Annotated in this window: 13 protein-coding genes; 5 read left to right on the top strand and 8 right to left on the bottom strand. The window is 58.3% G+C overall.

Annotated elements, in window-relative coordinates; translation table 11 throughout:
- The first annotated feature begins 34 nt into the window (after positions 1-34).
- The 4 genes from ABLX76_RS16345 to ybiJ all read left to right on the top strand — a co-directional run bounded on the left by ABLX76_RS16345 (position 35) and on the right by ybiJ (position 1,885).
- Positions 35-649 carry a flavin reductase family protein gene (locus tag ABLX76_RS16345; protein ID WP_023288943.1) on the top strand — a complete coding sequence of 205 codons (615 nt, stop codon included), beginning with the start codon at positions 35-37 and terminating at the stop codon, positions 647-649.
- Positions 650-790: 141 nt separating this feature from the next.
- On the top strand, positions 791-1,051 hold the full coding sequence (locus ABLX76_RS16340; protein WP_032455234.1) for a DUF1471 domain-containing protein: 261 nt from the start codon (positions 791-793) through the stop codon (positions 1,049-1,051).
- A 21-nt stretch (positions 1,052-1,072) separates the two neighbouring features.
- Positions 1,073-1,339 (top strand): DksA/TraR family C4-type zinc finger protein, encoded by a 267-nt coding sequence (locus tag ABLX76_RS16335; RefSeq protein ID WP_085550622.1) that lies wholly within the window; start codon positions 1,073-1,075, stop codon positions 1,337-1,339.
- Between the two features lie 285 nt (positions 1,340-1,624).
- The gene (gene ybiJ / locus ABLX76_RS16330; protein WP_004176772.1) at positions 1,625-1,885 is read left to right on the top strand and encodes a DUF1471 family protein YbiJ; all 261 of its coding nucleotides are present in this window, start codon (positions 1,625-1,627) and stop codon (positions 1,883-1,885) included.
- 109 nt (positions 1,886-1,994) lie between these two features.
- Here the strand turns inward: ybiJ and ybiB are convergent, their stop codons facing one another.
- The 8 genes from ybiB to ABLX76_RS16290 all read right to left on the bottom strand — a co-directional run bounded on the left by ybiB (position 1,995) and on the right by ABLX76_RS16290 (position 11,318).
- Positions 1,995-2,963 (bottom strand): DNA-binding protein YbiB, encoded by a 969-nt coding sequence (gene ybiB, locus ABLX76_RS16325; protein WP_032455217.1) that lies wholly within the window; start codon positions 2,961-2,963, stop codon positions 1,995-1,997.
- A gap of 29 nt (positions 2,964-2,992) precedes the next feature.
- The gene (dinG, locus tag ABLX76_RS16320) at positions 2,993-5,149 is read right to left on the bottom strand and encodes an ATP-dependent DNA helicase DinG (RefSeq protein ID WP_086075805.1); all 2,157 of its coding nucleotides are present in this window, start codon (positions 5,147-5,149) and stop codon (positions 2,993-2,995) included.
- A 192-nt stretch (positions 5,150-5,341) separates the two neighbouring features.
- Positions 5,342-6,691: an ATP-dependent RNA helicase RhlE gene (rhlE, locus tag ABLX76_RS16315; protein WP_348874884.1), complete on the bottom strand. Its 1,350-nt coding sequence runs from the start codon at positions 6,689-6,691 to the stop codon at positions 5,342-5,344.
- Positions 6,692-6,906: 215 nt separating this feature from the next.
- Positions 6,907-7,899, bottom strand: a complete 993-nt coding sequence (locus ABLX76_RS16310) for a transketolase family protein (RefSeq protein WP_348874883.1) — start codon at positions 7,897-7,899, stop codon at positions 6,907-6,909.
- A complete protein-coding gene (locus ABLX76_RS16305; protein ID WP_348874880.1) occupies positions 7,899-8,744 on the bottom strand; it encodes a transketolase in 846 nt (281 codons plus the stop codon). Before ABLX76_RS16305 ends, ABLX76_RS16310 begins: the two co-directional genes overlap by 1 nt.
- 13 nt (positions 8,745-8,757) lie before the next feature.
- Positions 8,758-9,507: a glucose 1-dehydrogenase gene (locus tag ABLX76_RS16300; protein WP_072421942.1), complete on the bottom strand. Its 750-nt coding sequence runs from the start codon at positions 9,505-9,507 to the stop codon at positions 8,758-8,760.
- A 50-nt stretch (positions 9,508-9,557) separates the two neighbouring features.
- Positions 9,558-10,892, bottom strand: coding sequence for an MFS transporter (locus ABLX76_RS16295; protein ID WP_048297113.1), 1,335 nt, complete (start codon positions 10,890-10,892; stop codon positions 9,558-9,560).
- Between the two features lie 288 nt (positions 10,893-11,180).
- Complete coding sequence (locus ABLX76_RS16290; RefSeq protein ID WP_032428692.1) at positions 11,181-11,318, bottom strand: hypothetical protein; 138 nt, start codon at positions 11,316-11,318, stop codon at positions 11,181-11,183.
- Between ABLX76_RS16290 and ABLX76_RS16285 the strand changes: the two genes are divergently transcribed.
- Entirely contained in the window at positions 11,310-12,233 is a 924-nt protein-coding gene (locus ABLX76_RS16285; RefSeq protein ID WP_262962927.1) for a LysR substrate-binding domain-containing protein, read from the top strand. The two genes, ABLX76_RS16290 and ABLX76_RS16285, sit on opposite strands and share 9 nt — an antisense overlap.
- Positions 12,234-12,291: the final 58 nt, after the last annotated feature.

Below are 12,291 nucleotides of genomic sequence, written 5' to 3'. Positions count from 1 at the left end.
TCTGGATATCTCCTTTATCCGTGACAGGTGCAGCATGTACTTTTATCAACCTTCGCAGGGCCACGGCCTGCCGCATGACCCGCTCAACGCAATAATCGGGCCTCGCCCGATAGGCTGGATCGCCTCGCAGGACGCCGAGGGCCAGCGTAATCTGGCGCCATACAGCTTTTTTAACTGCTTTAACTATCGCCCGCCGATCATTGGTTTCGCCAGCAGCGGCTGGAAAGACAGCGTGCGAAATATCGTCGAAACGAAGGAGTTCGTCTGGAACCTGGCGACGCGCCCGCTGGCCGCCGCGATGAACGAAACCTCCGCCTCGATCCCGCACCATGAGGATGAATTCGTGCGCGCCGGACTCACCGCCGCCGCCAGCCGCCTGGTCAAGGCCCCCCGGGTGGCGGAGAGCCCGGTGAACTTTGAGTGCCGCCTGTCGCAATGTATTCAGCTCACCACCGCCGACGGCAACCTTGTCGATACATGGCTGGTGCTCGGCGAAGTGGTCGCCGTGCATATCGATGAATCACTGCTGGAGAACGGCATCTATCAAACCGCCCGCGCTCAGCCGATCCTGCGTGCCGGGGGGCCGAGCGCCTATTACAGTATTGATGACAGCCTGCGTTTTGACATGATCCGCCCGGATGCCCGCTAAATAATATCCCTGGCGCGGGGACCGCTACCCTGCGCCGGTTGCGGGCGAAACGCCTTGTTTTTGCATAAAAAATTCCCTACCGCGCGGGCTGGAAAGGCCTACACTTAAGCTATGTCCCATGCTGTTTATGAGGATATGCTGATGAAAATCACCTCGCTGCTGTTCGCCGCTGCGCTTGCCGCTCAGGCCGACGCGGCCTCTTCCCTGCCGCCGCCCCCCGTACTGCCCTATGACGGGCCGCTGCGTCCTGTCGGCACCGTCTCCGCCTCCGGGGCCCGCACCCTTGACGACCTGGTGGCCGCCCTCGCGGATAAGGCCCACCGTCGTGGGGCGATAGCCTGGCGGGTCAATGCCGCCAGCAGCGGTAACCGGCTGTACGGTTCAGCTATAATTTATCAATAACCTTTTTACAGGAGGCAGACAATGGCATCAGGTTGGGCAGGCGACGGCGCCGTACAGGATCAGATCGACAGCACCATTGACGATGCGGTGGCTCGCGCCCGCCGCGAGCTTCCGCACGGCGAAAGCAACAAATTTTGTGATGAATGCGGAGAGCCGATTCCGGAGGCGCGCCGACAGGCGATACCCGGGGTGAGATACTGCGTGAAGTGCCAGCAGGATAAAGATTTACATAACAATACATTTTCAGGATATAATCGTCGCGGTTCTAAGGATAGCCAGCTACGCTGACTTTCCTTTACCGTTCATGACAGCCTTTCGCATTATCTTTTCGCGCACACTTTTTGGCGATAAATGTCGCAATATGTGCCCTTAAGCGTGCCGGTCTCCCTCGCTCCGCCATCAGACAAAAAGAATGAGAAATAATTTATTAATAATCAGTAAATTATTAATCATTCAAAAAATTAGATGAAGACTGTGAATTTCCTTCGATTTTATCTCCCGCAAAAAAGCGTGATACTTATCACATCGACGGAACATCGTCCCCTGAACAGAACAACCTGCGAGAGATTAACTATGAAAAACATCAAATATGCTGCCGCTGCCATCGCTTTGACCGCCCTTTCCTTCGGCGCCTTTGCCGCCGAGCCGGTTACCCCCGCTCAGGCTGAAAGCATGAATAAGATCGGCGTGGTGTCTGCGCAAGGCGCAACCACGTTAGATGGTCTGGAAGCGAAACTGGCTGCTAAAGCCGAAGCCGCTGGCGCAACCGGCTATAGCATCACTTCCGCTAACACCAACAACAAACTGAGCGGTACCGCGGTTATCTATAAATAATCGCAGCTCAACCCTGTAAGCCACTGAATTAACCCTGAAAAGACCTTTAATACCCTTGCCTTGCCCGTCCGAGCCACCGGACGGGCTTTTTTTTATTCTGCCGAGCCAATCACCAGCAGTCGTTGACGCGGCTGAGCCCCTGCTCCAGGGTTGAGACCTCCCCGCAGGCCAGCAGACAGCAGGCAAGCTGGATCTTCAGCGAGTGGGGTACCGGTTCGACGCCGGCGACGCAGCGCTCGATCCAGCGCGCGGTCACTTCGGGATCTTTCGAGGCCGGCAGAATGACTTCCTCCGCCGCGGCCTCGGTCTGACGATCGCACAGCGCCCGCACGCCCTGGTCATCGATCAGGCTGATCTGCGGGCAGCGCTGCGGGTTGGCGTACACTTCGCCTTCGGTACCGTGCATCAGCAGCGCGCGGCCACCGGTCTCGCGAAAGAAGCTCGCCACCCTGGGAACATATTCCGGATGCGATACGCTGGAGAGACGTAACGCCTCCCCTTCGCCAAACGGCGTGGCCAGTTTGGCCAACGTATGGGCGCTGTTGCGCACGCCCATCCGCCAGCGCATCGCCAGCTGTTTCTCCAGCGGCGGGCAGAAGGCCCCCACCGGGATATATACCGGTTCATGCCCCTCCAGCTGCGCCTGAGCCTGGCCGGCATGCCGGGTAGCCGGAATGTCCAGCAGGGTAAAAATGGTCTCGGTCAGCACCCGGGTCGGATCGTGACTGACGCCGTGAACCACGACCGGAAACCCCAGCTTGTGCAGGAGCATCGCCAGCAGCGGCGTCAGGTTCGCCTGCTTGCGCGCGCCGTTGTAGCTGGGGATAACGATCGGCATCGGCTTGCCTGCCGGCGGGGTCAGGCGCAGAGTATGCTGCTGCATCGCGGCGTAAAAGCCTTTCATCTCCGCTTCGCCTTCGCCTTTGATGCGCAGGGCGATTAATATTCCCCCCAGCTCCAGCTCCGGCACCTCGCCGTTCAGCATCCGCGCGTAGAGCGCACGGGCGGTCTCTTCATCCAGGTCGCGGGCATGATTCTTACCGCGGCCCACCTCTTTTATAATTTTGCTGTACTCCATGGCTCCCCCTGTTGCGTCACGCGCCGGCGTCAACGACGTTTGCGGCCTGTCTGTTTTGCTGTCTGTTTTGCTTTACGTTTTACTATAACCTCCGGGACGCCCGGCTGCTCTATGGGAAAAACAGGTAACGCGTTCAGTAGACGCGCGCCGTAGTTTTTGGTCAACAGACGCTTATCGTAAATCACCACCTCTCCCCAGCAGTGATGGCTACGGATCAGACGCCCCACCTGCTGAATAAGATTAAAGGAGGCGCTGGGCAAACTCTGTACCTCGAAGGGATAACGATTGAGGCTTTTCAGCCATTCGCCTTCGGTGATCACTACCGGGCTGTCGATGGGCGGAAAGGCGATTTTATGGATATGCACCTGGCTTAACAGATCGCCTTTTAAATCGAGACCTTCGGCAAAGGACTGCAGGCCCACCAGCACGCTGCGCTCGCCGCTTTCCACCCGTTTGCGATGCAGCTCCACCAGCCGGTAGCGCGGCTGGTCGCCCTGCACCAGCAGCATCAGGCGCAGATCGGTCACATGCTCCAGGAAGCGATTCATCGCTCGCCCGCTGGCGAACAGCACCAGCATCCCGAGATGTTTCTTGCTCTCCACCTGCTGGCGAAAATAGGCCGCCATCTCGGCGATGTGCTGCTCTTCGTTATCCATCAGCGGTTCATAGCGCATTTGAGGAATAATAATTTTCCCCTGCTCTACGTGGTTGAACGGCGAATCCAGCGCCACGAAGCGGTCGCCCGCTTTCTCCTTCAGGCCGCTCATCTCCTGCAGGCGCGAGAAGCTGTTTAGAGAGCGCAGCGTCGCTGACGTCACCACGATATGCGGCACGCTGCGCCACAGCAGTCGTTCAAGCTGATCGCTGACGCGGATGCCGACGCAGTGGAACCAGACGTGGATCTGGCCGTCCCGCACCACCCGCGTCGCCCATTTGGTCACCGGCGCGCCAGAGGACTGCGCCAGCGACGCCAGACGCCACAGCTTGCTTTGGCTTTCAAACATGCCGAGGGCGCGGTTCATCTGCAGCAGTACCCGATGCAGGCGCACCACGTCATGGCTGCCGGTCTTTTCGCTGAGATCGTTAAGGAACAGCTCCGCCAGCCCGCGCAGCGTCTCGGTGAGCTTCGCCAGCCGCTGGCAGATCTCCATCACCTCCTGCGGCAGTTCGCCCATCGGGAAGCGATGCTCCGCGTCCTGACTGGCGGGCATATAGATATTGAGAATATTATTCAACGACGCAATCAGCTCGAACAGCTCTTCGCAATGGCCGGCGAGCCGCTCCGCATTGGCCAGCGGCGGCGTGGTTTTCGGGCGGAACTGCTCCATGCAGGTAGCCACCAGCTTGCAGAACAGATCCAGCTGCAGGCGAAACCAGGGGGCGGTAATCTCGGCGCTCATCTCCAGCGCGTCGCGGGCGACGTCCGGCAGATGATGGCCTTCATCGAGGACCAGCAGCAGGTTTTTCGGCTCCGGCAGCACCGCCTCGCTCTCCATCGCCGCCATCACCAGCGCATGGTTGGCCACCACCACTTCCGCCTCCTGAATTTCCCGCCGCGCCACAAAGAACGGACACTCCCGATAGTAGTGGCAGTTGCGGTTCAGGCAGCTGGCCTTATCGGTGCTCAGCCGGCTCCACAGCCCATCGTCGATGGCTTTGTCGGTATGGTCGCGCAGGCCGTCCCAGCGGTAGCTGTCGAGATCCTGCTTCAGCGTCGCGCACAGCTTCTGCTCGGCCTGGTTGTTCGGGGTGAGATCGTCGTCGAGGAAGGCCAGCAGATCCTGCTGCGTCGGCTCGGTGCTGGCCAGCGCCGTCAGATTGCGCGGGCAGACGTAGCGTCCGCGACCGAAGGCGGCGGTGAAGCGCAGGTCGGGGATGATCTTGCGCAGCAGCGGCAGGTCTTTACTGTAGATTTGATCCTGCAGGGCGACGTTGGCGGTGCTGACCACCAGCGTTTTTTGTTCCTCACGAGCGATGGCAATGCCGGGGATCAGATATGACAGCGTTTTACCCACGCCGGTCGGCGCTTCGATAGCCAGATGCCGGCCCTCATCCCCGGCGAGGGTTTTCGCCACATCAGCGATCATCTGCCGCTGCGGGGGGCGGGGAATAAAGTCCGGGATCTGTTCCTGAAGCGCCTTATACCAGGCGGCGATTTGCGCTTTCAGCGCAGCGGTCAAAGCCATGAGAAAACCTGAATACTGTATAAACAGCCACTATTGTGCCATTTTTGCCCGCCCGGAGGTATTGCTTTCTGCTCAGTGTGGAAGCGTGCTCGACAAATAGTGTAATGGAAAGAAAAAGGCCCGCCGCCGCGTAGCGGACAGACGGGCCTGAGCCGTGCTTAACCGCATTCTCGCGGTCCGGGCATCAGCCTGTTATTCGCCAGCCGGTTTACGCGGGCGACGGCGGCGCGGCGGTTTGCCGTCCTGAGTGCGCGCTTTCGGCGCCTCGCCGTCCTGACGACGCGGGGCGCTGCTCTGGCTGCGCGGCTGTCCGCTGCGCCCCTGGCCCTGGCCGCCGCGTCCCTGACCACGACCGCCGCCGCGCTGCTGGCGACCGTTCTGGATAGGTTCGGCTTTAATGGACGGATCCGGCTCATAGCCGGCAATCGCGATGCGCGGGATCTCTTTCTTCAGCAGGCGCTCGATATCGCGCAGCAGCTTGTGCTCATCCACGCACACCAGCGACAAGGCTTCGCCAGTGGCCGCGGCGCGACCGGTACGGCCGATACGGTGGACATAATCTTCCGGCACGTTCGGCAGCTCGTAGTTCACTACGTGCGGCAGCTCTTCGATATCCAGACCGCGGGCGGCGATATCGGTCGCCACCAGCACGCGAATGCCGCCGGATTTAAAGTCGGCCAGCGCGCGGGTACGCGCCCCCTGGCTCTTGTTGCCATGGATCGCCGCGCTGCGGATGCCGTCTTTGTTGAGCTGCTCCGCGAGGTGGTTGGCGCCATGCTTGGTGCGGGTAAAGACCAGCACCTGCTGCCAGTTGCCTTCGCCGATAAGCTGCGACAGCAGCTCGCGCTTACGTTTTTTGTCAACAAAATGGACGTGCTGGGTGATCTGCTCGGAGGCCGTGTTGCGACGCGCCACTTCCACTTCCAGCGGGTTGTGCAGCAGTTTCTCAGCCAGGCCTTTGATCTCGTCGGAGAAGGTCGCCGAGAACAGCAAGTTCTGCCGACGCGGCGGCAGTTTAGCCAGTACGCGGCGGATGTCATGGATAAAGCCCATATCCAGCATGCGGTCCGCTTCATCCAGTACGAGGATTTCCACTTTATCGAGGCTGACGGCGTTCTGGTGTTCCAGGTCCAGCAGACGGCCCGGGGTGGCGACGAGGATATCGACGCCGCCGCGCAGCTTCATCATCTGCGGGTTGATGCTCACGCCGCCGAACACCACCAGCGAGCGAACATTCAGATATTTGCTGTAATCCCGCACGTTCTCGCCCACCTGCGCCGCCAGCTCGCGGGTCGGGGTCAGGATCAGCGCGCGCACCGGGCGACGACCCTTCGCGTGCGGCTCGTTCTGGATCAGGCGCTGCAGCAGCGGCAGAGTAAAGCCCGCCGTTTTACCGGTGCCGGTCTGGGCGCTGGCCATCAGGTCGCGGCCCTGCAGTACCGCCGGGATCGCCTGCTGCTGGATAGGGGTCGGCTCAACGTAGCCCTGCTCAGCGACAGCGCGCAGGATATCGGGATTCAGGCCAAGGGAATCAAAAGACATAACAACTCCGAACCGCCCCGGCCCGGTGAAGGGCGTAGTTTTCAGGGAGATTATTGCGATAAGAGATGGCAAAAACCACAATGCCATGAAGAGGCGCAGTCTAGCAGATTTTGTGACAGGCCGCATAAAATCTGCAAAAGAATGCCGCCCCTGGCTGGCGGGAGGAAGAAGGCCGCTGAGGGCGCTCAGCGGCCAGGCGGGTCGCCGCAGCGCGGTTAACGCAGACGATACTTAATTTTTTCAACGATCTTCGCGGGGGAGATGCCGTAGCGATCGTGGAGGGTCGGCAGCGCGCCGGCTAACAGGAACGCGTCAGGCAGCCCTACGGTATCCAGCTCGCAGCGAACCCCTTTGCGCATCAGCAGGGCGGCCACCGCCTCTCCTAACCCGCCGACCGCGGTGTGGTTTTCGGCGGTGACCACCAGGCGACCCGGCTTCGACGCCTGTTCAATAATCGCTTGTTCATCCAGCGGTTTGATGGTCGGCACGTGCAGGACCGCCACGCTGATATTATCGTCCCGCAGCCTTTCAACCGCCTCCAGCGCGCGCATGGTCATTAGCCCGGAGGAGATAATCAACACGTCGTTGCCGTCCTCCAGCAGCTTCGCTTTGCCCAGTTCGAACTGATAGTCGTATTTATCCAGCACCAGCGGCACTTTCCCGCGCAGCAGGCGCATATAAACCGGGCCATGGTGATCGGCAATGGCCGGTACCGCCTGCTCAATCTCCAGCGCATCGCAGGGATCGACGATGACCATTCCGGGGATACCACGCATGATCGCCAGATCTTCGGTGGCCTGATGACTGGGGCCATAGCCGGTCGTCAGGCCCGGTAGCGCCGCGCAAATCTTGACGTTCAGATGCTCTTCAGCGATCACCTGATGAATAAAATCATAGGCGCGACGGGTCGCAAAGGCGGCATAGGTGGTGGCGAAGGGAATAAATCCCTCCTTCGCCATGCCTCCCGCCGCCGCCATCAGCAGTTGCTCCGCCATTCCCATCTGGAAAAAGCGATCCGGGAAGGCCTGGGCGAAAATATGCAGGTCAGTATATTTTGACAGGTCCGCTGTCATACCGACGATCGCCGGGCGCTCCGCCGCGAGTTTCGACAGCGCGACGCCGAAGGGCGCAGAGACGGTGACCTGGCCTTCATCGGCAATCGAGGCGATCATCGCCGACGTTTTTAAACGAGGTTTACTCTGGCTCATTACAGCACTCCTTCCGGTTTGTTAGCGTCCAGCACCGCAATCGCTTTTTGCCATTCGTCGGCATCGACGCGAATAAAATGGTTCTTATCGCGGGTTTCGAGGAACGGCACCCCTTTGCCCATCAGCGTGTCGCATAAAATGACCCGCGGCTGGTTGCCGGAATAACTTTTCGCGTTGTCAAAGGCGGCCATCACCGCCGACAGATCGTTACCGTCCACGCGCTGCACGTACCAGCCGAAGGCGGCCCATTTATCCTGCAGCGGCTCAAAGCCGAGGATTTTGCGTGAATCGCCGTCGGCCTGCTGTTTGTTGACGTCGACAAGGTTAATCAGGTTGGTCAGGCCATAGTGAGTCGCCGACATCGCCGCTTCCCAGGTCGAACCTTCATCCAGCTCCCCATCGGACATCGAGTTATAGACCCAGGCCTTGCTCTGTTTCTGCCGCAGTCCGAGCACCATGCCGACGGCGATAGACAGCCCCTGCCCCAGCGAGCCGCCGGACATCTCCATCCCCGGGGTGTAGGTCGCCATGCCGGACATCGGCAGGCGGCTGTCGTCGGAGCCGTAGGTTTCCAGTTCCGCTTCCGGAATAATGCCCGCCTCCAGCAACGCGGCATAATAAGCGATAGCGTAATGGCCATGAGAAAGCAGGAAGCGATCGCGCCCCTCCCACTCAGGATCTTCCGGGCGATAGGTCATGGCGTAACTGAAGGCGGTAGCCAGCACATCGGCATACCCCAGCGCCTGGCCAATATAGCCCTGCCCCTGAACTTCTCCCATTTGCAGGGCATAGCGGCGGATACGCCACGCCGCCGCGGCGACTTTTTGTGATTCGGTGATGTTCATCTCTGTGCCTCGCTTAGTGAATTAACATGCCGCCGTTAACGTCCAGGGTGATCCCGGTGGAGTAGGAAGAGAGGTCGCTGCCGAGGAACAGCGCGGCGCGGGCGATGTCCACCGCGTCGCCGAGGCGGTTCATCGGAATGCCGGCAAGAATATTGGCCGTCATGTCGTCCGTCAGCTTGCCGGCGGTAATGTCGGTCTGAATGAGCCCCGGGGTGATGCAGTTAACGCGAACGTTGTCCGGGCCAAGCTCGCGCGCCATCGCCCGCGCCAGGCCGAGCACGCCGGCTTTTGCCGCGCTGTAGTGCGGACCGCCGAAGATACCGCCGCCGCGCTGGGCGGAAACGGACGAGATGCAGACGATGCTGCCGGATTTTTGCGACCGCATCGTGGGGATCACCGCCTGTGACATCAGCAGCGTGCCGCGCAGGCTGACATCGAGCACCGCGTCATAGTTGGCGCGCTTGATGTCCATTAGCTTCAGCGGCTGGGTGATCCCGGCGTTATTGACCAGCACATCGACCCGGCCGTATTTCGCCAGAATCTGTTCGATGGCCGCCTGCACCTGCACTTCGTCGGCGACGTTCGCCGCCAGGCCGAGATGGCCTTCGCCCAGCGCCGCCGCCGCGGTTTTACTGGCTTCGCCATTGAGATCGATAATGACCACTTTCGCGCCGTTTTCGGCGAATAATTTCGCGGTCGCAAAACCCAAACCGCGTGCGGAGGCCGCGCCAGTAATAATGGCGACTTTATCTTTTAATAACATAGTTTCACTCCATGACATTACGTCATATTAATTAACAGGATCTATTTTCGTTATTGTGGCTCATCGAGGAAAAGAATCACCACCAAACCGATTGCGGCGCAGATACCAAAATAGGTAAAGACAGAATTAAAGCTCCCCGTTTTATCCAGTAAGAAACCGGCCACCATCGGCGCCACAAATCCGCCGAGGTTGCCGCCGCTATTAATAATGGAAGAGGCGATCGGATAGGTTTTGCTGTCCGAAACGGCCATACCGTAGGCGGTAAAAGCCGGCCAGCCGATATTCAAACAGAAACCGACAAAGAATAAACCAATACAGACCGCCAGGGTGCTTGCCGGTATATTCAGCATAATTAACATCATGACTACGGTTGATACCGCTGTGAATATCATGGTTGGTTTACGCCGGCGGCCTAATAATTTATCCGAAATCCATCCGCCGCCAATCGCGCCAATAAAGCCGCCGATGCACGGCATACTGGCCACGAACCCCATACTCATCACATCGAAACCGCGCTCTTTCACTAAATACAGCGGGATCCAGGTTAATAATCCATATAACACGCTGACCATCATAAAATATGCGAGGCAGTCTCCGAGAATATTTTTTGAGGTGAATAATCCCTTCGCCGTATCCACAGGCGGCATTTTTTTCACCCGGATAATTTTATCCAGCCAGGTGAAGCGATCGGCGATTAATATATTTTCACGTACACCGTCATTATGATGGCTGTCCCGCCCGGCATTAATCTCTGCCAGTTCGCTTGGAGATACGAATCCGCTTTCCGCGGGCTTTGACTTCACCAACAGGTACCACGCTATCGCTGCTACGATCCCGGGAATAGCAAAGGAGAAAAAGACCCACCGCCACCCCCAGGTCACCGCAATCCACACCGCCAGCGGCGGTACGATAATCGGGGCAAACATGGTCGCCGCGATGTAAACGCCGGTTGCCGTGGCTTTCTCTTTCGGCGGAAACCAGTTGTTTATCGTCGACGCCAGCCCCACCGGGCAGGGACCTTCGCTTAGTCCCAAGCCCAGCCGCACCAGCTTCAGGCCAAATACGGAGCTCACCGTGCCCATCAGCCAGGTAAAAGCGGAGAAGCCGAAAATAGATAGCGAAACCAGCCCTCGAGTGCCGCGTCTGGCGATGAAAAAGCCGGCCGGGATCTGGCTGACCGCATAGCCGAGGAAAAACATACTGGCAATCGCTCCGGCCTCAAAATTATTGATATGGAATTCATCAATGATAAACGGCAGTACCGCGCCGATATTCGTTCTGTCGGCGTAATTGATGGCATACACCAGGAAAATCATCGTCAAAACTACAAAACGATATTTTGTTTTCCTGGCGTCAGTACAGACCAGCGTATCTATACGTGACATAGGGTTTCCTCATCTTATACCTCATCCACTTCGCCGTAGGTTGCCGCCTGGGTTCGCCGCGTTTCACGCGCCCTGGCGCAACAAGAGAGACATGTCTTTTCGCACAGCGAAACAGGTGGTTAGGTGTTTTATTATTGCGACCCAAGCGCATCGCAGTTTGTGATCAGGCCTGTGAGGGGAATATAACAACCCAAAAATGAAAAGGTATTCAAAAAAGCTCAATTATGATTGAGAAAAATTGAGTTAGTGACTCCCCGCAAATTTTAGCGTTTACTGAGAGGGGCGATTTTAACGAGATAAATTGTTAAGCCCATCACAAATTAAAAGGTTATTTTCGCTTTTCCCTATGCTGTTCATCACGGCTGCGCCACGCTGTTCGCCATTTTCTTTTATTCGCGCCCCGCGCAGGATGCCGCCATGAGTCAACCGCTGCCCAATAAAAATCTGCCGATGCCCTCTTTACGCAATATCCAGGCTTTTATTGAAGTCGCCGCAACCGGCAGCCTCAACCTGGCCGCAGAGAACCTCAACATTACCGCCTCGGCGGTCAGCCACCAGATAGCCAGTCTGGAGCACTTGCTGGGAAAAAAACTGTTCTCCCGCAGCAGCAAAGGCGTGATGTTAACCGCAGTGGGAGAAAAATATCTCAAAGAGGTCTCCGGAGCGCTGAATATGATTGGCCAGGCCACCAGCCAGGTGATCAACGATATTCATCAGGATTATTTACGCATTCACTCAGCGCCGAGCTTCGGCCTGCTGTGGCTGATGCCGCGGCTGGATAAATTCCGTCAGGCATGGCCGGAGCTAAAAATTAGCCTGACCTGCTCTTACGAAAGCATTCAGTTCTCCCGGGATAATATTGATATCGATATTCGCCACGGGCTGTCGCAGTGGCCGACGCTGCTGGTCAGGACCATTAAAAATGAGTGCGTCCTGCCCTACAGCGCCTCCTCTTATTTAGCCCGCCAGGCGGTTCGCGCCCCGGAAGATCTGCTGGCCTGCGATCTGATCCATTCCGACAGCACCTTAATTAACTGGAGCAACTGGCTGTCGTGGCACAAGGTCCGCGGCTGGCACAAAAACTTTATCTTTAATTTCGACCGGTCGTACATGAGCATCGAGGCGGCCCGGATGGGGATGGGGGTGATCCTGGAAAGCAATCTGCTGGCCGGCGGCCACGTGCGTCAGGGGCAGCTGACGCCGGTGTTTGCCGACGAGCGGAGTATGCCGGTCGGCGCGCACCACTTCGTCCTTCCCCACGCCAATGAACAGAAGGAAAAGGTCCAGCGCTTCTTCGCCTGGGTCGCCGGGGAGCTACAGGAAGACGGTTTTCATATTTAGTCCTGGCAGGTGGACAAACCGCCAGTCGGCGCCTAAAGTTAATCAATCGATTGATTAA

The organism is Klebsiella sp. JB_Kp004, from assembly GCF_040065795.1.
Lineage (GTDB): Bacteria > Pseudomonadota > Gammaproteobacteria > Enterobacterales > Enterobacteriaceae > Klebsiella > Klebsiella quasipneumoniae.
This window is presented reverse-complemented; position numbering and strand designations above follow the sequence as displayed.